Source organism: Cedecea sp. P7760 (assembly GCF_013386425.1).
In the GTDB taxonomy this organism is placed as follows: Bacteria; Pseudomonadota; Gammaproteobacteria; order Enterobacterales; family Enterobacteriaceae; genus Cedecea; species Cedecea selenatireducens.
In genome coordinates this window covers 195,936-218,572 of record NZ_JACARU010000015.1, presented here as the reverse complement: position 1 = coordinate 218,572, position 22,637 = coordinate 195,936, and the positions used below count along the sequence as shown (strand labels likewise).

At 53.7% G+C, this 22,637-nt stretch carries 23 protein-coding genes and 1 riboswitch; of the genes, 12 read left to right on the top strand and 11 right to left on the bottom strand.

The window, feature by feature from the left end; genetic code table 11:
* Window positions 1-6 precede the first annotated feature (6 nt).
* From HX778_RS06545 to HX778_RS06535, 3 genes are all read right to left on the bottom strand, one after another.
* Entirely contained in the window at window positions 7-762 is a 756-nt protein-coding gene (locus tag HX778_RS06545; RefSeq protein ID WP_038478850.1) for a 1-acylglycerol-3-phosphate O-acyltransferase, read from the bottom strand.
* A 90-nt stretch (window positions 763-852) separates the two neighbouring features.
* On the bottom strand, window positions 853-3,123 hold the full coding sequence (parC, locus tag HX778_RS06540; RefSeq protein ID WP_038478847.1) for a DNA topoisomerase IV subunit A: 2,271 nt from the start codon (window positions 3,121-3,123) through the stop codon (window positions 853-855).
* Window positions 3,124-3,270: 147 nt separating this feature from the next.
* Window positions 3,271-3,672 carry a YgiW/YdeI family stress tolerance OB fold protein gene (locus HX778_RS06535; protein WP_176981559.1) on the bottom strand — a complete coding sequence of 134 codons (402 nt, stop codon included), beginning with the start codon at window positions 3,670-3,672 and terminating at the stop codon, window positions 3,271-3,273.
* A gap of 191 nt (window positions 3,673-3,863) precedes the next feature.
* Here HX778_RS06535 and qseB point away from each other — a divergent pair, with 191 nt between their 5' ends.
* From qseB to HX778_RS06515, 4 genes are all read left to right on the top strand, one after another.
* Window positions 3,864-4,526, top strand: a complete 663-nt coding sequence (gene qseB / locus HX778_RS06530; protein WP_176981558.1) for a quorum sensing response regulator transcription factor QseB — start codon at window positions 3,864-3,866, stop codon at window positions 4,524-4,526.
* Window positions 4,520-5,881, top strand: a complete 1,362-nt coding sequence (gene qseC / locus HX778_RS06525; protein ID WP_176981557.1) for a quorum sensing histidine kinase QseC — start codon at window positions 4,520-4,522, stop codon at window positions 5,879-5,881. Before qseB ends, qseC begins: the two co-directional genes overlap by 7 nt.
* A 116-nt stretch (window positions 5,882-5,997) precedes the next feature.
* A complete protein-coding gene (locus HX778_RS06520) occupies window positions 5,998-6,579 on the top strand; it encodes an NAD(P)H-dependent oxidoreductase (protein WP_038478839.1) in 582 nt (193 codons plus the stop codon).
* 30 nt (window positions 6,580-6,609) lie between these two features.
* Window positions 6,610-6,927 carry a putative quinol monooxygenase gene (locus HX778_RS06515; protein WP_038478836.1) on the top strand — a complete coding sequence of 106 codons (318 nt, stop codon included), beginning with the start codon at window positions 6,610-6,612 and terminating at the stop codon, window positions 6,925-6,927.
* A 65-nt stretch (window positions 6,928-6,992) separates the two neighbouring features.
* On the opposite strand, the gene parE is transcribed toward HX778_RS06515, so the two are convergent.
* The 5 genes from parE to nudF all read right to left on the bottom strand — a co-directional run bounded on the left by parE (window position 6,993) and on the right by nudF (window position 11,553).
* A complete protein-coding gene (parE, locus tag HX778_RS06510) occupies window positions 6,993-8,885 on the bottom strand; it encodes a DNA topoisomerase IV subunit B (protein ID WP_038478833.1) in 1,893 nt (630 codons plus the stop codon).
* A gap of 45 nt (window positions 8,886-8,930) precedes the next feature.
* A complete protein-coding gene (gene yqiA / locus HX778_RS06505) occupies window positions 8,931-9,506 on the bottom strand; it encodes an esterase YqiA (protein ID WP_176981556.1) in 576 nt (191 codons plus the stop codon).
* Window positions 9,506-10,333, bottom strand: a complete 828-nt coding sequence (cpdA, locus tag HX778_RS06500; protein WP_176981555.1) for a 3',5'-cyclic-AMP phosphodiesterase — start codon at window positions 10,331-10,333, stop codon at window positions 9,506-9,508. Before cpdA ends, yqiA begins: the two co-directional genes overlap by 1 nt.
* A gap of 159 nt (window positions 10,334-10,492) precedes the next feature.
* Window positions 10,493-10,918, bottom strand: coding sequence for a DUF1249 family protein (locus HX778_RS06495; protein ID WP_038478824.1), 426 nt, complete (start codon window positions 10,916-10,918; stop codon window positions 10,493-10,495).
* 2 nt (window positions 10,919-10,920) lie between these two features.
* The gene (gene nudF, locus HX778_RS06490; protein WP_038478821.1) at window positions 10,921-11,553 is read right to left on the bottom strand and encodes an ADP-ribose diphosphatase; all 633 of its coding nucleotides are present in this window, start codon (window positions 11,551-11,553) and stop codon (window positions 10,921-10,923) included.
* A 212-nt stretch (window positions 11,554-11,765) separates the two neighbouring features.
* On the opposite strand from nudF, the gene tolC reads away from it, so the two are divergent.
* The 3 genes from tolC (at window position 11,766) to HX778_RS06475 (ending at window position 15,261) form a co-directional block, all read left to right on the top strand.
* Complete coding sequence (tolC, locus tag HX778_RS06485; RefSeq protein WP_038478818.1) at window positions 11,766-13,250, top strand: outer membrane channel protein TolC; 1,485 nt, start codon at window positions 11,766-11,768, stop codon at window positions 13,248-13,250.
* 169 nt (window positions 13,251-13,419) lie between these two features.
* Complete coding sequence (locus HX778_RS06480; protein ID WP_038478815.1) at window positions 13,420-14,094, top strand: DUF1190 family protein; 675 nt, start codon at window positions 13,420-13,422, stop codon at window positions 14,092-14,094.
* Window positions 14,095-14,100: 6 nt separating this feature from the next.
* Complete coding sequence (locus tag HX778_RS06475; protein WP_038478812.1) at window positions 14,101-15,261, top strand: glutathionylspermidine synthase family protein; 1,161 nt, start codon at window positions 14,101-14,103, stop codon at window positions 15,259-15,261.
* A gap of 35 nt (window positions 15,262-15,296) precedes the next feature.
* Here the strand turns inward: HX778_RS06475 and ygiD are convergent, their stop codons facing one another.
* Together ygiD and ribB are read right to left on the bottom strand one after the other, a co-directional pair.
* Window positions 15,297-16,085 (bottom strand): 4,5-DOPA dioxygenase extradiol, encoded by a 789-nt coding sequence (ygiD, locus tag HX778_RS06470; protein WP_176981554.1) that lies wholly within the window; start codon window positions 16,083-16,085, stop codon window positions 15,297-15,299.
* A 177-nt stretch (window positions 16,086-16,262) separates the two neighbouring features.
* On the bottom strand, window positions 16,263-16,916 hold the full coding sequence (ribB, locus tag HX778_RS06465) for a 3,4-dihydroxy-2-butanone-4-phosphate synthase (RefSeq protein ID WP_038478806.1): 654 nt from the start codon (window positions 16,914-16,916) through the stop codon (window positions 16,263-16,265).
* Between the two features lie 93 nt (window positions 16,917-17,009).
* A riboswitch (FMN riboswitch) is annotated at window positions 17,010-17,158 on the bottom strand.
* Window positions 17,159-17,280: 122 nt separating this feature from the next.
* Here ribB and HX778_RS06460 point away from each other — a divergent pair.
* Complete coding sequence (locus HX778_RS06460) at window positions 17,281-17,541, top strand: accessory factor UbiK family protein (protein ID WP_038478803.1); 261 nt, start codon at window positions 17,281-17,283, stop codon at window positions 17,539-17,541.
* A 114-nt stretch (window positions 17,542-17,655) separates the two neighbouring features.
* Entirely contained in the window at window positions 17,656-18,240 is a 585-nt protein-coding gene (locus HX778_RS06455) for a hypothetical protein (RefSeq protein WP_255483353.1), read from the top strand.
* Between the two features lie 43 nt (window positions 18,241-18,283).
* Here the strand turns inward: HX778_RS06455 and tsr are convergent, their stop codons facing one another.
* The gene (gene tsr, locus HX778_RS06450; protein ID WP_176981553.1) at window positions 18,284-19,948 is read right to left on the bottom strand and encodes a methyl-accepting chemotaxis protein; all 1,665 of its coding nucleotides are present in this window, start codon (window positions 19,946-19,948) and stop codon (window positions 18,284-18,286) included.
* A gap of 213 nt (window positions 19,949-20,161) precedes the next feature.
* Here tsr and fimW point away from each other — a divergent pair, with 213 nt between their 5' ends.
* The 3 genes from fimW (at window position 20,162) to HX778_RS06435 (ending at window position 22,473) form a co-directional block, all read left to right on the top strand.
* Entirely contained in the window at window positions 20,162-20,764 is a 603-nt protein-coding gene (fimW, locus tag HX778_RS06445; protein ID WP_038478794.1) for a fimbria biosynthesis transcriptional regulator FimW, read from the top strand.
* Window positions 20,765-21,016: 252 nt separating this feature from the next.
* Complete coding sequence (locus HX778_RS06440; protein WP_038478791.1) at window positions 21,017-21,724, top strand: EAL domain-containing protein; 708 nt, start codon at window positions 21,017-21,019, stop codon at window positions 21,722-21,724.
* Between the two features lie 8 nt (window positions 21,725-21,732).
* Window positions 21,733-22,473: a DNA-binding response regulator gene (locus HX778_RS06435; RefSeq protein ID WP_176981552.1), complete on the top strand. Its 741-nt coding sequence runs from the start codon at window positions 21,733-21,735 to the stop codon at window positions 22,471-22,473.
* The last annotated feature ends 164 nt before the right edge of the window (window positions 22,474-22,637 follow it).

The window sequence follows — 22,637 nt, the reverse complement described above, 5'->3', positions numbered from 1 at the left end:
CGGCGATTAATGCGCCTGATTCTTTTCAACTTTGCCGGCGGCTTCACGCGCGGCGACTTCCTGATTTAGTTCGTCGATTTTGGCCATCATCAGTTCACGACAGTCGGTGGCCAGCTTACGTACCTGATCTTTACCATAAGCGCTGATATCAACAGGCGGCAGCATTTCGACAATGACTAAGCCGTTGTTCCAACGGTTTAGCTTAATTTTATTACTGGTATTGGAAACACACACCGGAATAATCGGGACACCCGCCGCAATGGCCGCATGAAACGCACCGGTTTTAAACGGCAGCAGGCCACGCCCGCGGCTACGGGTGCCCTCTGGGAACATCCAGATAGACACGTTGCGCTTGCGAATCTGGTCAACAACCTGAGAAATGGTGCTGTGGGCTTTTGCCCGGTTATCGCGGTCAATCAGCAGGTTGCCCGTCAGCCAGTAAAGCTGGCCAAAGAACGGGATCCACATCAGGCTTTTTTTCCCGACCGTAACCGTTGGCGGCTGGACGATATTAGCGGCGGTGACCATATCGTAGTTGTTCTGATGGTTCCCGATGTATATCGCAGTAGGGTGATTTTCAGCCCCGGCAGGTAAGCGGGTTTCTACCTTAAGACCAAATACCGGCGCAAGACGCCCGAAAAGGTGCCCAAAGGTTGCCACATGGCGCGGATTACGTGGGCTAAACAGACAATAAATTGAACCTAAGATGCATACCAGGATGCAGTAAATAACGACAATAATAAAACGTACAATCGCTAGCATAACTACCTCATGAGCCGAAGCCGTTGATAAGTATATCGGCTTTAGCGTAAAACACACCGGACGGCGGCAACCTCGCCGCCGTACCCCGGATTATTCTTCGCTGTCTCCAGCCCCTGCCCGCATTGGGGAGTCGACATCTACCCGATCTATGCGCTGCAGGCCGCGCATTAACGTCCCGCGACGACCTCGCTCACCGGTGATTTTCTGCAGTTCTTCAGGGCGCAGCTTAATTTTGCGCTTGCCAACGTGCAGGGTCAGGGTGCTCTGCGGCGGCAGGATAAACAGGTGCGCCAGCTTATCTTCACCTTTGGCCGCTTCTGCCGCCGGAATAGAGATAATCTTATTGCCCTTACCTTTAGACAGTTCCGGCAAATCACTCACCGGGAACATCAGCATACGCCCGGCGGCAGTGATAGCCAGCAGCATGTCGTCTGCGCTATGAATTTCCAGCGGTGGGAGGATGCGTGCATTATCAGGCAGGGAAATCAGCGCTTTACCTGCGCGATTACGCGACACGACGTCGTTAAAGGTACAGACAAAACCATAGCCTGCATCCGAAGCCATCAGCAGTTTCTGATCGTCTGCAGCCATCAGAACATAGTCCACGGTCGCGCCCGGCGGCGGCGTAAGTTTACCCGTTAAAGGCTCACCCTGACCGCGCGCTGACGGTAAAGTGATTGGGTCCAGCGCATAGCTTCTTCCCGTGGAGTCGATGAACGCCACAGGCTGGTTGCTTTTGCCTTTGGCTGAGCCCAGATAGCTGTCACCGGCTTTGTAGCTCAGGCCCGGTGCGTCAATATCGTGGCCTTTGGCGCTACGCACCCAGCCCATCTGCGACAGCACGATGGTGACCGGTTCAGACGGCACCATGTCGTGCTCGCTCATCGCTTTCGCTTCGCCGCGCTCATGCAGTGGAGAACGACGAGCGTCGCCGTAGGTATCGGCGTCTGATTGCAGTTCTTTTTTCAGCAGGGTGTTCATTTTACGCTCGGAAGCGAGAATGCCCTGCAGCTGATCGCGTTCTTTTTCCAGCTCGTCCTGCTCACCGCGGATCTTCACTTCTTCGAGCCTGGCGAGGTGGCGAAGTTTCAGCTCAAGGATGGCTTCGGCCTGAGTTTCGCTGATACCAAAACGGGACATCAGCGCCGGCTTGGGCTCATCCTCGCTACGAATGATGTGGATCACTTCGTCGATATTGAGGAACGCCACCAGCAAACCTTCGAGGATATGCAGGCGCTTGAGGACTTTTTCCAGACGATAGTTCAGGCGACGGCGCACCGTATCGCGGCGGTAAACCAGCCATTCGCTGAGGATCTCCAGCAGGTTTTTCACCGCCGGACGACCGTCCAGACCGATCATGTTCAGGTTAATGCGATAGCTTTTTTCCAGATCGGTGGTTGCGAAGAGATGGTTCATCACCTGTTCGACGTCCACGCGATTAGAACGAGGCACAATCACCAGGCGCGTCGGGTTTTCATGGTTCGATTCATCCCGCAGGTCTTCCACCATCGGCAGCTTTTTAGCGCGCATCTGGCTGGCAATCTGCTCCAACACGCGAGCACCGGACACCTGGTGAGGCAAGGCGGTAATCACCACATCACCGTCTTCTTTACGCCATACCGCACGCATGCGGACTGAACCGCGCCCGTTCTGGTAAATTTTGCGGATATCTTCACGCGGCGTAATGATCTCAGCCTCGGTCGGATAGTCAGGACCGTGAACGATATCGAGCAGGTCGTCGAGCGTAGTTTTAGGCTGATCAATGAGCGTAATGGCGGCCTGAGCAACCTCACGCAGGTTATGCGGAGGAATGTCGGTTGCCATACCCACGGCGATCCCGGTTGTCCCGTTAAGCAGGATGTTCGGTAAACGCGCAGGCAGCATTTTCGGTTCCTGCAGCGTACCGTCAAAGTTCGGGACGTAATCTACCGTTCCCTGACCGAGTTCCCCGAGCAGCAGCTCCGCGTATTTCGACAGGCGAGATTCGGTATAACGCATCGCGGCAAAGGACTTAGGATCATCCGGTGCCCCCCAGTTCCCCTGCCCGTCTACCAACGGATAGCGGTATGAGAATGGCTGCGCCATCAGGACCATCGCTTCATAACAGGCGCTGTCGCCATGCGGATGGTATTTACCCAGCACATCACCCACGGTACGTGCAGATTTTTTGAATTTCGCGCTGGCGTTTAGCCCCAGCTCTGACATCGCATATACGATTCGACGCTGAACCGGCTTAAGCCCGTCACCGATAAACGGCAGGGCGCGGTCCATGATGACGTACATGGAATAGTTGAGATACGCATTTTCCGTGAATTCGTGCAGCGCAAGACGCTCAGCACCATCATGAGTCAAATCACTCATTGCTCATTCATCCTCAAACTGACGAGCCGATTGTGGCCACAATCGACGTAATTGCCGCCGATAGTACCTTATCTGGCCTGTCGAGTCATAGCGATGAATAGCTTTAAACGAAGCGGTAGCCCGAGAAGGCTTACCGCTTTTTTGGCGTTACTTCAGTTTGTTAATTTGCTTTACGTCGATTTCAATCGAGTTCCAGTCTTTATCGACCTTACCCTGAATTTCGACGGTATCCTGCGGGGTAACAGTCTGGCCGTTCCAGCGCTTATGGTCGATGTCCACGTTGATGCTGTCGGTCGCGTCACGGAAGATGTAGTCATCACCACCAATGCGCTGTTCGACTTTACCGGTCAGCGTTACCCAGGTGTCATCAGAGAATGTTTTTGCCTGCTTCACCGTGGTTTTACTGCCCGTTGGGCCAACGAAGCCGCCCTGCTGTACCGGCTGAGTTTGCACAGCCGCATTCGGGTCAACAAAACCGCCCGTTTGCGCGGCAAAAAGAGGGGCGGAAGTTAAAGCAATAATGGCGAACAAAGCTGCAGTCTTTTTCATAATGTTATTCTCCTTTCGTTTCTTAGCCCCTATTAAAGCGCCCAAATCTTAGCGGGATCTTAATCCTTGCGGCATAAACTGTTTTTTTTATGCATTTGCGATTATTGCCGAAGGCCCGGGCTTTTCTTCTGTACACACAAGCGCTTCGGGTATTTACTTCACCTCTCAACGGCAGCAACAAGGAGTGCACCATGCGCCTACTATTAATTGAGGACGATCCGCTGATTGGCGACGGCATCAAAGCCGGGTTGATCAAAATGGGGTTTGCGGTCGACTGGTTTAGCGATGGAGCACAAGGGCGTGCCGCGCTCGGCCAGGCACCTTACGACGCCGTCGTACTGGACCTAAGCCTGCCGGGCATGGATGGTCTGGACATTCTACGAACCTGGCGTAAAGAAGGGCACAACGAACCGGTGCTGATTTTAACGGCCAGAGATTCTCTGGACGAGCGCATTGAAGGTCTCCAACTGGGTGCGGATGACTACCTTTGTAAACCTTTTGCGCTTACCGAAGTGGCTGTCCGGCTGCAGGTACTCATTCGCCGTGCGCACGGCCACGCACAGCCTGAACTGACCTACGGCAACGTCGTGCTTTCCCCGACAAACCTCACCGCCTCGCTCAATGGTGACCCCTTACAGCTAAAGCCTAAGGAATTTGCCCTGCTGGAACTGCTGATGCGAAACGCCGGACGCGTTCTGCCACGCACGTTAATCGAGGAAAAAATCTATAACTGGGACGACGAAGTGTCACGCAATGCCCTTGAAGTCCACATCCACCATCTACGCAAAAAGCTGGGTAGCGGCTTTATTCGCACCGTGCATGGTATTGGCTATACGTTGGGTGATACATGCTGAGGACGTTGACCAAAAGCCTGCGCACCCGCCTGACAGTAGGTTTTATCGTGCTTACCCTTGCAGCAGCGGCCTTTGCCAGCACCGCCGCGTGGTACGAAGCCCGTAAATCACTAAACAAGCTTTTCGATACGCAGCAACTGCTGTTTGCCAAGCGGTTAAGCGTGCTGGATTTTGACGTCGCGACAAACGCTGAATCACAGCTTCCCCGCAGTAAAAACATGCTAAAAAAACACCGCGGTAAGCTTGATGATGACACGCTCGCTTTTGCCATTTTTACCGCAGACGGCAGGCTTGTACTCAATGATGGCGATAGCGGTAAGGGGCTGACTTACTCCTGGCATAGAGACGGATTTGTTGATGGGCAACTTGAGCACGATGACGATCTGTGGCGGCTGGTATGGCTGACAACGCCGGATGGGCGTTATCGCATAGTGGTCGGTCAGGAGTGGGACTACAGGAACGACATGGCCCTGGATATTGTTTCTGCTCAGTTAACGCCCTGGCTAATCGCGCTGCCGCTGATGCTGGTATTGCTGATTTGGCTAGTCACTGCCGAACTGGCCCCGCTGCGTAAACTGGCGCAGAAGCTACAGCACCGCCCGCCGGGCGACAACAGCCGGCTGGAAACACGGCCGCTCCCGCTTGAAGTCAGACCGCTTGTTGAAGCACTAAACCAGCTATTTGATCGCACAGAGGCGTTCATGCAGCGCGAACGACGCTTTACGTCCGATGCCGCCCACGAACTCCGCAGCCCGCTGGCTGCCCTGAAAGTACAGGCTGAGGTGGCCCAACTGGCAGAAAATGACGCTCAGGTCAGGGAACAAGCGCTTAATCACCTCCACCAGGGCATTGACCGTGCGTCACGCCTTGTTGAGCAACTGCTGACGCTGTCGCGGTTAGATTCCCTGGCCGGGCTCAATGACGTACAGGAAGTCTCGCTGCAGAAGCTGCTTCAGGAAAGCGTGATGGAAGCCTGGCACGGCGCTCAACGCGAGCAAGTCGATATTCGCCTGCAAATGCAGGAGCAACCGGTTATTCGCCGTGGTCAGCCACTTCTTCTCGGGCTAATGCTGCGTAACATTCTCGATAACGCCGTACGCTACAGCCCGCCTGGCAGCATTGTGCACGTCGTTTTACGCGAACATGCGCTGGAGATCATCGACAATGGGCCTGGCGTAAGTCCTGAGCACCTGACCTCGCTGGGCGAACGCTTCTTCCGACCTCCGGGCCAGCTTAAAACCGGCAGCGGACTGGGATTATCCATTGTGAGTAGAATTGCCGCTTTGCACGATATGCAGACCGCTTTCGGTAACGCGGAGAACGGCGGTTTCCGGGTTTGCATCAGCTGGCGCTAACCTACTCACAGCTGATTATTGCTTGTACAGCAAAAGTCTTTGCACATTTTAGCCATTTTTTCGTGATGACGATCTCATTACAATGGTTGTCAAACGTAATTATTTAAGGGCTAACGATGAGCAATATCCTGATTATCAACGGCGGTAAAAAATTCGGTCACTCCAACGGCCAGCTTAATGACACCCTGACTGAAGTCGCGGAAAGCTATTTGCGCGACCTCGGGCATGATGTTCAGGTGACCCGCGCGGACAGCGAATACGACGTCAAAGCGGAAGTTGAGAAGTTCCTCTGGGCTGACAGCATCATCTGGCAGATGCCGGGCTGGTGGATGGGTGCCCCGTGGACGGTCAAAAAATACATCGACGATGTGTTCACCGAAGGCCACGGCTCCCTGTACGCAAGCGACGGCCGTACCCGTTCAGATGCGTCTAAAAAATATGGCTCCGGCGGCTTGATTCAGGGTAAAACCTACATGATCTCCCTGACGTGGAACGCGCCTTTAGAAGCTTTCACCGAAAAAGATCAGTTCTTCCATGGCGTTGGCGTAGACGGCGTGTATCTTCCGTTCCACAAGGCTAACCAGTTCCTGGGCATGGAAGGGTTACCTACCTTTATCGCTAATGACGTCATCAAATCTCCGGACGTGCCACATTATGTAGCAGAATATCGCAAGCATCTGGCTGGTATTTTTGCTTAACTGTTTGCCGGACAACATAAGGAGTTAGTCATGCTGACAGTGATTGCAGAAATTCGCACACGTCCCGGTTCACACCACCGCCAGGCTGTGATTGCGGCATTTGAGAAGATTATTCCAACCGTACTGCAAGAAGACGGCTGCCACGGCTACGCGCCGCTGGTCGATCACAACGCCCAGGTCGCATTCCAGACCACCGCCCCGGATTCCATCTTCATGCTGGAAAAATGGGAAAGCGTTGCTCATCTGGAAGCCCATCTTCAGACTACGCACATGAAAGAGCATAGCGCTCGCGTGAAAGAAGACGTGCTGGAAGTACATATCCGCATTCTCGAAGAAGCCGTGAAATAACCGGCTGGCTGGAATGCAAAAAGGGATGGCTATGGCCATCCCTTTTACGTTTTGGATAAAGGTTTTTAACCCTCGATATCGGCCATGTCGCCTTTTTCTTGCAGCCAGTTACGACGGTCTTCTGAACGTTTCTTGGCAAGCAGCATATCCATAGTCGCCAGGGTGCGCTGATCGTCTTCATCGCTGATGGTCAGTTGAACAAGACGGCGGGTATTAGGATCAAGCGTGGTTTCGCGCAGCTGAAGCGGGTTCATCTCGCCCAGGCCTTTAAAGCGCTGCACGTTTGGCTTCCCTTTCTTACGCTTAAGCTGTTCCAGCACGCCCGCTTTTTCTTCTTCGTCCAGCGCGTAATAAACCTCTTTACCCAAATCGATGCGGTAGAGCGGCGGCATTGCCACATAAACGTGACCGCCTTTCACTAACGACCGGAAGTGGCGTACAAAGAGCGCGCACAGCAGCGTGGCAATGTGCAGACCGTCGGAGTCCGCATCCGCAAGAATACAAACTTTGCCGTAGCGCAGCTGGCTCAGATCTTCGCTGTCAGGATCGATACCGATCGCCACGGAGATGTCGTGAACTTCCTGCGAGGCCAGCACTTCGTCAGAGGAAACTTCCCATGTGTTCAGGATCTTACCTTTCAGCGGCATGATCGCCTGATACTCACGGTCGCGAGCCTGCTTCGCAGAGCCTCCCGCCGAGTCCCCTTCCACCAGGAAAAGTTCGGTGCGGGTTAAATCCTGCGCGCTACAGTCCGCCAGCTTGCCAGGTAACGCCGGGCCGCTGGTCAGCTTCTTACGCACAACTTTTTTCGCCGCACGCATACGCCTCTGGGCGCTGGAAATAGCCAGCTCGGCCAGCTGTTCCGCCGCCTGCACGTTCTGGTTCAGCCACAGGCTGAAGGCATCTTTCACTACGCCAGAGACAAAAGCCGCACACTGGCGCGAAGACAGACGTTCTTTGGTCTGACCGGCAAACTGAGGATCCTGCATTTTGACCGACAGCACGTAGGCGCAGCGCTCCCAGATATCTTCCGCAGAAAGCTTCACGCCACGCGGCAGAATATTGCGGTATTCGCAGAACTCCCGCATCGCGTCGAGCAGGCCCTGACGCAGGCCATTGACATGCGTCCCGCCCTGCATGGTTGGGATCAGGTTGACGTAGCTTTCCGTCAGCAGCTCGCCGCCTTCCGGCAGCCAGAGCAGCGCCCAGTCAACCGCTTCGGTATCGCCAGAAAAATTGCCGATAAATGGCGCTTCCGGCAGCGTTATCAGGCCATTCACCGCTTCGCACAGGTAATCGTTCAGGCCATCCAGATAGCACCAGCGCTGCTCGGTGTTATTCACTTTATCGGTAAAGGTAATTTCTACCCCAGGGCACAGCACGGCCTTCGCTTTCAGCAGGTGGCTGAGGCGTGAAACGGAAAAACGCGGGCTATCGAAGAAGCTTTCATCCGGCCAGAAGTGAACGCTGGTGCCGGTATTACGCTTACCGCAGGTGCCAATCACTTCCAGATCCTGCACTTTATCGCCGTTTTCAAAAGCGATGCTGTATACCTGAGCGTCACGGCGGACGGTCACTTCAACGCGTTTGGAAAGGGCGTTAACCACGGAAATCCCTACGCCGTGAAGGCCGCCGGAAAACTGGTAGTTTTTATTGGAGAATTTACCGCCTGCGTGCAGGCGACAAAGGATCAGCTCAATGGCCGGAACCTTCTCTTCGGAATGGATATCAACAGGCATCCCTCGCCCGTCGTCAATGACTTCCAGAGACTGATCGGCATGCAGGATGACGTCCACGCGTTTGGCGTGGCCCGCCAGCGCTTCATCCACGCTGTTATCAATGACTTCCTGCCCTAAATGGTTAGGACGAGTGGTGTCGGTGTACATCCCCGGGCGGCGGCGAACTGGCTCAAGCCCGGTGAGCACCTCTATATCATCGGCATTATAGGATTGCGTCATGGTTTATTCATTCAGATAGCGAAACAGGAAATCGGCCGTCTGGCCTCAGCGTAAGCCGAGGAAGTCGACAATCTGTGTGAAATAATCTTCGAAGCCCGTAAAAGCGTGATTGCCTCCGGGTTTCACCGTCTGGCGGCAAAGCGCGTAGTACGCAACGGCCTGGCGGTAATCAAGCACCTCATCGCCCGTTTGTTGCAGCAGCCAAATCAAATCTGGCGCTTCCAACGGGTCAATCTGCATGACTTTCAGATCGTAAATATGGCGTGACTCTAGCACATATTGCTGCCCGGTGTAGGGGTTCTCGTTCTTGCCGAGATAATCCACCAACAGCTCAAAGGGGCGGACGGCCGGGTTGACCACCACCGCAGGCAGCGTGAAGCACTGCGAAAGCCAGGTTGCGTAATAGCCGCCCAACGAGGAACCAACAATGCCCAGCGGCTCACCGCCGCGTTCAAGCACCAGCGACTCCAGCAGCTCGGAGGCATCCGCCGGGTACGGTGGAAGCTGTGGCACAATCATTTCTATTTCGGGGTGATGCTGCGTCAGCCACGCCTTAAAGCGGGTAGCCTTCGCGGAAGCAGGCGAGCTGTTAAACCCGTGCAGATAAAGTAACGCCGGCATTAATAACCCTCAGAAGCCGTGTCAGGGCTGAATTTACCGGTTTGCAGTCGACAAACTTCGGTAGTCAGGCTGCCATCAGGATACAGATCGAGCCAGCGCCAGCCGGGTTCAATGGTGTCGAGCGTAAAATTAGCGCAGTGCGGTTTGAACTGGACGCATGTCGAAGGCGTCGCCAGCATTCTGCGGCCGTTCCAGTCGAGATCCAGTTCCTGATGAATATGCCCGCAGAGCAGGGTTTTCACCTGCGGCCAGGGCCTGAGTACCGCATCCAATGCCGCAGCGTTACGCAGGCTATGCTGATCCAGCCAGCTACAACCAGCAGGCAGAGGATGATGGTGCAGCAGAAGTAACGTGTGGCGTTCCGGCGCAGCGGCCAGCTGTCGCTCCAGCCATTCCAACTGATAGTCGCTTAGTTCACCATGAGGAACGCCGAAGACCTGACTGTCCAGCAGCAAAATTTGCCAGTGGTCGCCGATATAGACCCGCTTTGCCGGGGAAATGCCGGCTTCCTGCAGGGCGCCAAACATCGCCGGCTGGAAATCATGATTGCCCGGGAGCCAAACGCAGGGCGCAGCAATACTGGAGATCCCTTCAGCAAAATGCTGATAAGCCTCCACGCTGTGATCCTGAGCCAAATCGCCGGTTGCCACCAGCAAGTCACAGGTACGCTGTTCGGCGTGGATAGCGGCCAGCACTGCCTGATAGCTCTTCCAGGTATTAATACCGAGCAGCGTTTCGTTCTTCCCAGCGAACAGATGGGTATCGGTTATTTGCAATATCCTGATTCGGCCCCCATCGGCCACAGGAAGGGTTAACAGGCTTTCCAAATGGTGTCCTTAGGTTTCACGCACACTTACTCCCCACCATACTTACTACCCACCGCACTTAAGCTGCTGATATCCAGGCCGCAGCTCGGTTCATTCAGGGTATTAATACCATCCATTATTCAGGGCGTAGTGCCGTTAGCCGTCCTCGTCCCTAAAAAACTAGGTATAAACCGGAACCGCCATTGCTCCATGCGCTAAACAGTAGCGCAGCCAATCGGCAAGAAACTGGTTAATTTGATGCTTTTCGTCGCGTTGATGCAACTTTTTATTCGGATAATCATAACGTGCTTTGAAGCGAAAGATCTGCTGGCTTGAACACACTTCCGCGACCATCGCATCGTGATACAGCCTGACCGACATCGACGGCAGGCTCCAGTAACTCACGGCGGGCAGCGTTTGTTCTATTTCCACAAGGGTTGTATAACGTGTTGATTCTGAAATAGTTAATCGATATCTGGCGCTATTAACCTGATATGTTACCGTTTCGCCTGGCGCATCATTTTGCGGCAGCAGGCGGCGCAGCTGCGCGAAGTTGGTTTCGCACAAACGCATCATTTCAGGGAAGTCAGGGGTATAGCGCTTCATAATCAGTGATTCCACTCTTTTCTTAGTTGCTCATAATGCAGCTGCAGCCATTGCAAAGCGATGACCGACGCCGCGTTGTCGATGCTCCCCTCTTCAACACACTGGTAAGCCTGCTCCCGGCTGACCACATGAACACGAATATCTTCGTTTTCTTCCACCAGGCCATGAATACCTTTGGCCTGAGTGGCGTCCACTTCGCCTACTAAGATAGACAGCCTTTCGCTGGTGCCGCCGGGGCTGGCCAAATAGCTCAGTACCGGTTTGGTGCGGCCAACGACCAGGCCTGCTTCTTCTACTGCTTCACGGCGCGCAACATCTTCTACGCTCTCGCCCTCTTCAATCATGCCGGCGACCATTTCCAGCAGCCACGGCGTTTCGCTGGAGTCCCAGGCGGCGATACGAATCTGCTCTACCAGCACGACTTCATCACGCACAGGGTCATAGGGTAGCAGCACCGCAGCGTGACCGCGCTCAAAAATTTCACGCCTCACTTCACCGCTCATTTCGCCGTTAAACAAGCGATGGCGAAAGCGATAAAGATCGAGTGAAAAAAAGCCACGATAAAGCGTTTCACGTGCAATAATTTCTACATCCTTTTTGGCGAAAGTAGCCACTTGCTTTACTGACTTGTTCATAGATGATGTCCTGATGGCAAATGGGCGCTGGCCGGGCGATTTCAACCCCGCACAACTGCCCTTTCAATTTTGATGTGGTAGATTGGTGAAAATTAAGGTAGATGGCACTTTACGCCAACCTGCCCGGCTGACGGAATCTGTAGAATTGGCGATCATATTTGACTCCTGTCGGCGTTAAACAAAATAATTCTGCTTCACAACAAGGAATGCAAATGAAGAAATTGCTCCCCATTCTTATCGGTCTGAGCCTGGCAGGTTTCAGCGCTATGAGCCAGGCAGAGAATCTGCTGCAGGTTTACCAACAGGCCCGCACCAGCAACCCGGATCTGCGTAAATCCGCTGCTGACCGTGACGCCGCATTCGAAAAAATTAATGAAACACGCAGCCCATTACTGCCACAGCTGGGTCTGGGTGCAGATTATGGCTACGGCAGCGGCTACCGCGACTCTAACGGCGTTAACTCCAACGCGACCAGCGCAACGTTACAGCTGACGCAAACCATTTTTGATATGTCAAAATGGCGTGCATTGAGCCTGCAGGAAAAAACCGCAGGCATTCAGGACGTCAGCTTCCAGACAGACCAGCAGGCGCTGATCCTGAATACCGCGACGGCCTATTTTAACGTGCTGAGCGCGATTGATGCACTCTCCTACACCGAAGCGCAGAAACAGGCTATTTATCGCCAGTTGGATCAAACCACTCAGCGCTTTAACGTAGGCCTGGTTGCTATTACCGACGTGCAGAACGCCCGTGCGCAGTACGACACCGTGCTGGCGAATGAAGTCACCGCCCGTAATAACCTGGATAATGCGGTGGAGTCTCTGCGTCAGGTCACCGGTAACGACTATCTGAACCTCGCGTCTCTGAACGTTGATGGTTTCAAAACCACCAAGCCAGATGCGGTAAACAGCCTGCTGAAAGAAGCCGAAAAGCGCAACCTCAGCCTGCTGCAGGCTCGCCTGAGCCAGGACCTGGCTCGCGAGCAGATTCGTCTGGCAGAAGATGGCCACCTGCCAACGCTGAGCCTGACTGCCTCCACCGGTGTATCTAACACCAGCTATAACGGCTCTAAAACCAGCGATCAAACTCGTTACGGCAACAGCTACGATGGCCAAAACAAAGTGGGCCTGAGCTTCTCCCTGCCGCTTTATCAGGGCGGCCAGGTTAACTCTCAGGTTAAACAGGCTCAGTACAACTTCGTGGGTGCCAGCGAGCAGTTGGAAAGCGCGCACCGCAGCGTAGTCCAGACCGTACGTTCTTCCTTTAACAACGTGAATGCCTCCATCAGCACCATCAACGCCTACAAACAGGCCGTTGTGTCTGCGCAAAGCTCATTGGATGCCATGGAAGCCGGTTACTCCGTCGGGACTCGTACCATCGTTGACGTCCTGGATGCTACCACCACGCTGTATAACGCGAAGCAACAGCTTTCCAGCGCACGTTATAACTACCTGATTAACCAGCTGAATATCAAATCAGCGCTGGGTACGTTGAACGAGCAGGATCTGCAGGTTCTGAACAGCGCCCTAGGCAAGCCGGTTTCTACGGCGGCTGACAGCGTGGCGCCAGAAACGCCAGATCAGGATGCCCGTGCCGACGGTTACAACACAACCGCCGCCTCCGCATCGACTAAACCGGCTCATGCCACTCCGGCAGCGGCCACCAGCGGTAAAAAAGCCAACCCATTCGGCAATTAATCGCGAAAACATCATTATCAGGGGCGTGAAAACACGCCCCTTTTTTTTCGCCTCACGTTTAAACGTAAGGCAACGTAAAGATCCCCTGCCAACAGGCCGACATCGCTTCAATTTCAACCGCTCATCCCCTATCCTTAGCACCAAACCTACTGGGCTCAGGACTGATTAAATGAAACGGACAAAAAATATAAATCATTCATCGTTCCGCAAAAGCTGGAACGCTCGCCATTTAACGCCGGTGGCGTTGGCCGTCACCGCCGTCTTTATGCTGGCTGGCTGTGAACAAAGTGACGAAACCGTCTCCATGTATCAAAACGCGGATGACTGCTCGCAGGCAAACCCGAGCAAAAGCGCGGAATGTACCACCGCCTATAACAATGCGCTGAAAGAAGCCGAGCGCACCGCGCCGAAGTACGCCTCACGTGAAGCCTGTGTCGCCGAGTTTGGCGAAGGTCAGTGCCAGCAGGCGCCAGCTCAGGCAAGCCTTGCCGGCGAAAGCCAGGCTCAGGCCCAACCGCAGCAAAGCGGCAGCTTCTGGATGCCGCTGATGGCGGGCTACATGATGGGTCGCCTGATGGGCGGCGGTGCGGGCTTTGCTCAACAGCCGCTGTTCAGCTCGAAAAATCCGGCCAGCCCGGCTTACGGTAAATACGCCGATGCCAGCGGCAAGAGCTACGGCGCAGCCACGCCAGGCCGCACCACCACAGTACCAAAAACCGCTATGGCACCAAAACCAGCCACAACCTCTACGGTCACTCGCGGCGGCTTTGGTGAGTCAGTGGCCAAACAGTCCACCATGCAGCGCAGCAGCGCCTCCGGCACCAGCCGTTCGATGGGCGGCTGATAAATCATGGAAAGAGTTTCTATTGTCGAGCGCCCTGACTGGCGCGAAAAGGCCACGGAATACGGCTTTAACTTCCACACCATGTACGGCGAGCCGTACTGGTGTGAAGATGCCTATTACAAGCTGACGCTGGCGCAGGTTGAACGCCTGGAAGACGTTACCGCCGAGCTGCATCAGATGTGCCTTCAGGTCGTGGAAAAGGTGGTTGCCAGCGACGAGCTGATGGCCCGCTTCCGCATTCCGAAACACACCTGGGAGTTCGTGCGTCAGTCATGGCGCAGCCAGCAGCCGTCCCTTTATTCACGCCTGGACCTGGCGTGGGACGGCGTGGGTGAACCCAAGCTGCTTGAAAACAACGCCGATACGCCAACGTCACTGTACGAAGCGGCGTTCTTCCAGTGGATTTGGCTTGAAGATCAGGTCGCGGCGGGCAACCTGCCCGAAGGCGCAGACCAGTTCAACAGCCTGCAGGAAAAGCTGATTGAACGCTTCGCAGAGCTAAAACAGCAGCACGGCTTTAACCTGCTGCATTTCGCCTGCTGCCAGGACACGGTAGAAGATCGCGGGACGGTGCAATATCTGCAGGACTGCGCCACTGAATCAGACGTCGCCAGCGAATTCCTCTTTATTGAGGAAATTGGTCTTGGAGAGAAAGGGCAGTTTACCGATCTGCAGGATCAGGTTATCAGCAACCTGTTCAAGCTCTACCCATGGGAGCACATGCTGCGCGAGATGTTCTCCACCAAGCTGGAAGATGCGGGCGTACGCTGGCTGGAGCCAGCGTGGAAAAGCATTATCTCCAACAAGGCCCTGCTGCCGATGCTGTGGGAAATGTTCCCGGATCACCCTAACCTGCTGCCGGCTTACTTCGCCGAAGATACCTTCCCGCCGATGGAAAAATACGTCGTGAAGCCCATCTTCTCCCGCGAAGGTGCCAACGTGAAGATCATCGAAAATGGTCAGGAGATCGCGCGCGTTGACGGGCCGTACGGCGAAGAAGGCATGATAGTTCAGCAGTTCTATCAACTGCCTAAATTCGGCGACAGCTATACGCTGATTGGCAGCTGGCTCATCAACGATCGGCCCGCCGGGATCGGCATTCGCGAAGATCGCGAGCTTATCACGCAGGATCTTTCACGCTTCTACCCGCATATTTTTGTTGAGTAAAGCAGTAAAAAAGCGCCCATTGGGCGCTTTTTCGTTTATCCAATAACAACCGACAGCATGCTAAGCGATCCCATCTCTATTCCGTCTACCGGAATCGTCACCGGCTCTTTACCGTCCCACGCGCCTAAAATATAAAGCAGCGGCAGGAAGTGATCCGCCGTCGGGTTCGACAGTGAGCCACCTTCGTGGTCGAGATAGTTCACCAGCGGATGCTGCCCGGCAGGCCCCTGCCATGTCAGGTTTGTTTTCACGTAATCGTTAAACGACTCGGCCCACGGGTATGGCGTATTTTCACCGTGCCAGCGCGCTGTGCGCAGGTTGTGCACAACGTTACCGCTCGCCACCAGCATAATGCCCTGGTCCCGCAGCGTGGCCAGTTTGCGGCCCATCTCCAGATGCCAGGCTGCAGGCTTGGTGCTGTCGATGCTCAACTGCACCATCGGGATATCCGCATTCGGGTACATTTTAATAAGCACGCCCCACGAACCGTGGTCAAAGCCCCAGGCTTCTTTATCCAGCGCGACCGGAACCGGAGCTAGTAACTCGACCAGCTGCTGCGCCAGTTCAGGCGAGCCGGGGGCCGGGTAATGCGTGTCATACAGCGCCTGCGGAAAACCGCCAAAGTCGTGAATCGTTTTCGGAGCTTCCATCGCCGTCACGCCCGTCCCCCGGGTGAACCAGTGGGCCGACACCACCACAATCGCTTTTGGCCGCGGCAGCGTTTCACCAAGCTGCGCCCAGGCGCGGGTATAGCGGTTATCTTCCAGCACGTTCATCGGGCTACCGTGACCAAGGAACAGCGCGGGCATACGTTGGGTTGTCATGAGGGTGTCCTTAAATGGCTAAGCTTTAATGCACACAGATTACGCCCAATTTTTGGGGGAAGAACTCAGATAAGCATGATGATGATCATCAGAAATTTTGAACAGGTCTGAACGAGCGGAAAACGGTGAGGCGGAGGTGAGAAGTAAAGCCCGATCGCGCTGACCGGGCTTTATTTTTTAGCTGGCTTTGCGCGCTTGCGCCTGGCGGTATTCCACCAGATCTTCAATGGTCACAACGGCCATATTGTGTTTGCGGGCGAACTCCATGCACTCCGGCGCACGCGCCATGGTGCCGTCGTCGTTGGTCAGCTCACACAGGACGCCAGCAGGTTTGAAACCGGCCAGAGAAACCAGGTCGATAGTCGCTTCGGTGTGGCCGCCGCGGGTTAACACGCCGCCCGGCTGCGCGCGCAGCGGGAATACGTGACCAGGGCGATGCAGATCGCTCGGTTTCGCGCCGTCGGCAATCGCCGCGCGTACGGTGGTCAGGCGGTCAGCAGCAGAAACGCCGGTCGTGACACCGTGAGCGGCTTCAATGGTCACGGTAAAGCCTGTGCCAAAAGCGCTGGTGTTGTTTTCGACCATCATTGGCAGATCGAGCTGTTTACGGCGTTCGTCGGTCAGGCACAGGCAGACAATACCGCTGCCGTGGCGAATGGTCAGCGCCATTTGCTCAACGGTCATGGTTTCAGCCGGGAAGATCATATCGCCTTCATTCTCACGATTTTCGTCGTCGAGAACCATGGCGCCACGGCCTTCGCGAAGCGCATCAAGAGCACGCTCAACGCGCTCAGTCGGGGTGCCAAATGCAGAAAGTAGCGTCTGATTCATGGTAAAAAAACCTCATTAAAATTATGGTTACCAGAATCAGGGCAGTCTTAGGAGCTAAAAAAATAACGCGGGCAGGCCGAGGCCTGACGTGATCGTTACTCTCTCCCATCCGGACTTTAACCGTCGGCCCCGGAATTACACCGGATCTGCTGACCTTCAGGCCAAGCCTGAAGCGCTCGCGGGCTTTCAGCGTAAGCTGATTTACCGCCGGTGGGGAGTTTCGCCCCGCCCTGAGAATAAGCAGGTTCACTATAGCGCTAATCATTTTTGTGGGCAACGATTACGCAGGCAACATTTCCAGTTTATCCCCTGGCAATCAGGCATTACAATTAGCCCAATCACCCGCCAGATAATGGAAGCCGCTATGATTGACCCGAAAAAAATTGAACAAATCGCCCGTCAGGTCCATGAGTCAATGCCGAAAGGGATTCGTGAGTTCGGGGATGATGTGGAGAAGAAAGTACGCCAGGTGCTGCAGTCTCAGCTAACCCGCCTCGACCTGGTGAGCCGCGAAGAGTTTGACGTCCAGACTCAGGTCCTGCTGCGCACCCGTGAGAAGCTGGCTCTGCTGGAGCAACGCCTGACCGAGCTGGAAAATCGCGAAGCCCCGAAAGACACAGAGTAATACCCCGGCCCCTCGCCTGCCTGGCGAGGGGTACATCGCCTATTCAAATACCTACCAAAACGGCCGATAATAATAACGTCTCATTAAACTCAACAAATTGGGTTCTCGCTGAACATGGACGTCAAAAGCAAAATAAATAAGCTGCTTAGCTATATTTTTTCTAAACAATTCATGGTGACAGCCGTCTTCATGTCTTTTTTTGCCGCAATAATGTGGTACATGCTCTGGGCCATGTCTATCTCGCACTACACCGTTTTGGTAAAAGACTTTCCTGAGCTCCGAATTTACCTTGGCTTTGGGTTCTCTATAGGCCTGATATTGACGCTTGGCTCCCTGCGCCACCTGCCCACAACAAAAAAGCTCAAATATTTAGGTGAAAAGTTTTTCGGCTACTCTACGGTATTCACCGTCCTGGTATTAAACAGCGCGGATGTTTATGTTTATCTCTTCCCCGACAAAACCATCGGCTACCTTTCCGAATATGACGTCGAGTTTCCAGGCCCGGCCAGAGGCAAAAGCGGCCACTGCGAGGCTGGACTGTGGATTAAAGATCCCCATACGGACAGATGGAAAGAACTGTGCACCAGCAAAGCAGCATTACTTGTGGAACGAAGACAAGGCATGGATGCCGTGTGGGTCACGGCGAGGGTGAACAAACTGGGCTCTTACATTGTGAACTACGAGTTTGCTTATAAATAACCACGGCAGCACAGGCCGCCGTAGTTTACTTAACGTCATTAAATCAGAAGGTTTCCCAGTTATCGTCAGACGCGGCGGCAACGGCTTTGCGCGGGGCAGGCGTCGTCGCGACGGACTTAGGCGCGGCAGACTGTGCTTTTGCCTGGCGCTCCTGAGCGATACGGAACACGGACACGGACTGAGTGAGGCGACTGGCCTGCTCTTCCAGCGCTGCGGCTGCGGCTGCGGACTCCTCGACCAGCGCGGCGTTTTGCTGAGTCACGCGATCCATTTCTGCAACGGCTAAGCCAACCTGATCGATACCACGGCTTTGCTCGTCGGACGCGGAAGCGATTTCCCCCATGATATCGGTCACGCGGGTTACCGCATTGACGATCTCACCCATTGTTTCCCCGGCACTTTCAACCAGCGTCGAGCCGGTATCCACTTTGCTGACCGAGTCTTCAATCAGGGTTTTAATCTCTTTTGCGGCCTGGGCGCTGCGCTGCGCCAGGTTGCGAACCTCACCGGCTACAACCGCAAAACCACGCCCCTGCTCACCCGCACGAGCGGCTTCAACGGCGGCGTTCAGCGCCAGAATATTGGTCTGGAAGGCGATACCGTCAATCACGCTAATAATGTCGGCAATTTTCTGCGAGCTGCCGGCAATTTCGCTCATGGTATGCACCACGTTATCCACGACTTTTCCGCCACGCTGGGCGGTTTCAGAGGCGCTCAGCGCCAGTTGGCTGGCCTGACGAGCGTTTTCAGCATTCTGCTTAACCGTGGCGGTCAGCTGTTCCATGCTCGCGGCAGTTTCCTCAAGCGAAGCTGCCTGCTGCTCGGTACGAGAAGAGAGATCGTTGTTACCGATAGAAATCTCGCTGGCGCCGCTATAAATCGCGTTCGCGCCGTTACGCACTTCGCCCACGGTGATAACCAGCTCGTTTTGCATATGGCGCAGATTCTCAGCCAACTGCCCCATCTCGTTGGTGCCTTCAACGTCGATTTTGCACACCAGGTCACCGCCAGCAATATGGCGGATGCTTTCAATCAGGCGGTTAAGCGGAGAAATAAGCGTCGTGCGGATCCCTTGCCAGACCACAAGAATCACCACCAGGACGACAATCAGCACGCCAATCAGGATCCAGATAGCCATGCTGTAAGAGCTGTTGCTGCTGTCTACGGCTTCCTGATACAGATGGTCGTTTTGCTGCAGGTAGTTAACGTATTGCTTCTCAAAACCGTCCTGATACCCCTGAGTCGGCTGATCGAAGAATTCATTAATTTTGCCCGCGCCAAGCAGCTGAATCAGCTCCGCCAGCGCGCCATGATAAATGTCGTAGTTGCGCTTAATTTCCTGCGCGGCGGCATCGCTCTGGCGCGGGTCACGCGGCAGGGCTTCATAAGCCGCCCACTCGACCTCGGCCTGTTTCAGCGAGGTGCTGGCAATCGCCATCAGCTCTTCAACGGTCGAACCGCTGCCAATTTTATTGGCATCCATCATATAGCGGATGCCCGCGCGATTCAGGGTATTACGGGTTTGCAGCAGCGCAACCCAGCTGCCGTTTAGCGTTGACTGCTGCTGACGAATAGTTTGTAAAACGGTGAAATTTTCTTTGTCCTGCTTCAGCGCGTTAAAGAACAATCCGCCGGAAGCTATCTGCAAAATGCCAAACAGCCCCAGGACGACCAGTAAGCTTGTAACGATTTTGATACGGTTTAACATTGCTTCTCATTCCCTGTAAGACAAGTCTTAATCATCGGCGTAACAGCAGAAAACTTTACCCAAAGCGTTTTTTTGCCGCTTTTTCTGCTACTCCCAGGAAATGGCCTGGCAATAATTCATCCTCCACTACCGCGGGGTTAAGTCGTAACACATTCATAATCCGAGTTTTTTTCACTATCATTTTTTTAATAGTCAACCAGCCCGGAGGAAGGCATGCTTACCGTTGCTATCTGTGAAAGAAATAGCCATTTTGCAAATGGCATTAAAATTATTATCCAGCAGCTCTGTCGTCAGTTTAGCGAGACTTATCATTTCTTACCGTTGGCGCACCAGGACGTCGCCGACCTGGTATTTTTCGCGCTCGATGACAACTGGTCCACCGCCAACTGCTACAAAATCCCGCAAACGACGCGCCACCAGCGGGTGATCCTCATCTGCCGTAAACAGGATCAGGAAAACCTGATGTTCCGCCCTTGCCTGTATATGCTGCCGTCAATTTATCGGGAGGATGAGGTCGAGGATGTCAGGCTCAAACTGGCGCCCTGGGTTGATCCCGAGCGGCGTAGAAAAAATACCCTGCCGGTCCCAACGTCTATTTGCCACTACTGCACAACCCGGCATTTCAACCTGCAGGAACGCGAATTGCTCAAGCTTATGGCCTGTGGCTACTCGCTGGTCGATGCGGCCTTTATTATGCATATTGATGAAAATGTCGCTCGGGATAAACGACTGTCGATTATGAAAAAACTTAATATCAAGAACCAATATAAACTCATGAATTATATCAAGCTCAATTTACCTTTCTTGCTGGACTGAAGTATTTAATTAAGTCTTTTCTTATTACGTCAGGGAATTAATCTTAATTATTAAAAAAATCACCCCTTCACATATCAGGGTTGCGAATTTTCGCAACCTGGAATAAGTCATCCCCGGTATTCACCCCGTCAAGGCACTGAGAGAATACCTTCAGAATAATCTCCAAATTAGCTGGATGCACACCGCCTCTTCCTCTCAGGTCCCTGATCGTTCAGCAATTCAGTTCTAGTTGTCACAATTAGCGACAAAATAATGATAAATATTTCTGCCGATAACATTTTATTATCTGTTAACCAACATATATCCGGACTCCGCCTGGAGCCGATTGTTAATTTATTTAGCGGGCAGGTGATTAGCCACGAAGTCCTCAGCCAGTTACCGCCGTCGCGCGATCCTGAAGCTTTTTTTGCAAAACTACCGGTTACCGATAGCGTGGCGCTCTTTTGCCATCAGGTTGACCTGCTAAAGTCTCTGCAAAAATCTGGCAGATACTTTCTTAACCTTCCCCTTAAGGCGCTGATTGACGATCGGTTGTTCGCGCGGCTGCTTGATGTTTGTGAATCGTGGATAACAATTGAGATACAGGATGCCCCACTTTTTGGCACGCTCGCCCGGCAGCATCAGCGCTGCCTGTGTGAGCGAATTAAGCTACTACAGCAAGAAAGGATATCGGTATGGCTTGATGACCTTACCGACCGCTGTATGGAAAGCTTCCATCGCTACGCCTTTGATGTCGGCGGAGTAAAAATTGACAAGTACGCATTCTGGGCCCTCTGCAATAACCGCCGGGCGCTTCGGCAATTGGTTGCACAATGCGCGGATATTTCGCCTCAAATTGTTATCGAAGGTATCGAAGACTCGCTTCATCTTGAGCTGGCCCGGCAATCCGGCGCCAACCTCGGGCAAGGCTATTTATGGCCGCATAAACGCTGGTCACTCACCGATTCATTGCCGTTGTGAGGGGGCTTATGTGCGCTGCTATCAGGCGAAATAAACACCGCCGTAGTCGGACAGATTATTTTCTAAACCCCGCCAACTACACCGCGCCGCTTTTTTTCGATCGACTTGAATATCTTCAGCAGCAATTAATCGGAGGACAAAAACCAAAGAAGCCCGACGCCATCCTGGTGTCTGCCGACGGCTTTCTCAGTAGCGCAATCACCGGCAGCCTTTTTCATCACCTTAACATTCCGGTTTACCCTTCACTGGATGACGTCGTCGCGCACCAAACCCTTTCTTCTTTACCGCGTCTGATTATTGACCTCGACAGCCTGGAGACGCCTATGCTTGAAGTCCTGAAAGCTATTCGCCAACAAATTATCACCACGCCACAGCACCAGATAACCCTGCTTAGCGCCCAGCGCAAGCCTGAGATTACACGATTTATTCGCTATGCCGTCGACTGCCAGATAGTCGAACGCCGTCTTTCCCCCGAGGGGCTGAAACAGGCGTTAAGCAGCAGCCCGTCCGATTTAGTCGCGCTTTACAGCACGCCTCGTTTTTCCATTAGAGAATGGATGATTTTGCTGGCTCTGAGCCGCGGGGAGTCATTGAAATCTATCGCTCTTTTTCTGGAGAGACCCTATCATCACGTCGTTTACCGCTTCAACGTTTTGTTGGCCAGGCTGGCGCTTGAAAATCGCAGTAAATTGCTGCACCTGCTTAATGAAATTTCTGTTGCAGGTAGTGTGCATTGCCGTTCGAACTAACCTACTGAGCGGTAAGATATTTTAGGAATTTACTTAATTTTTATGTTTGATGTGGGTTAAAAATAAACAAAACAATAACAAGTATAACTATTCCTGGAAGCAATTTTTCCGCTCTGCCGCCAATCAGCACTTTTTGATCCAAAACAAATCAACAACAATCAGAA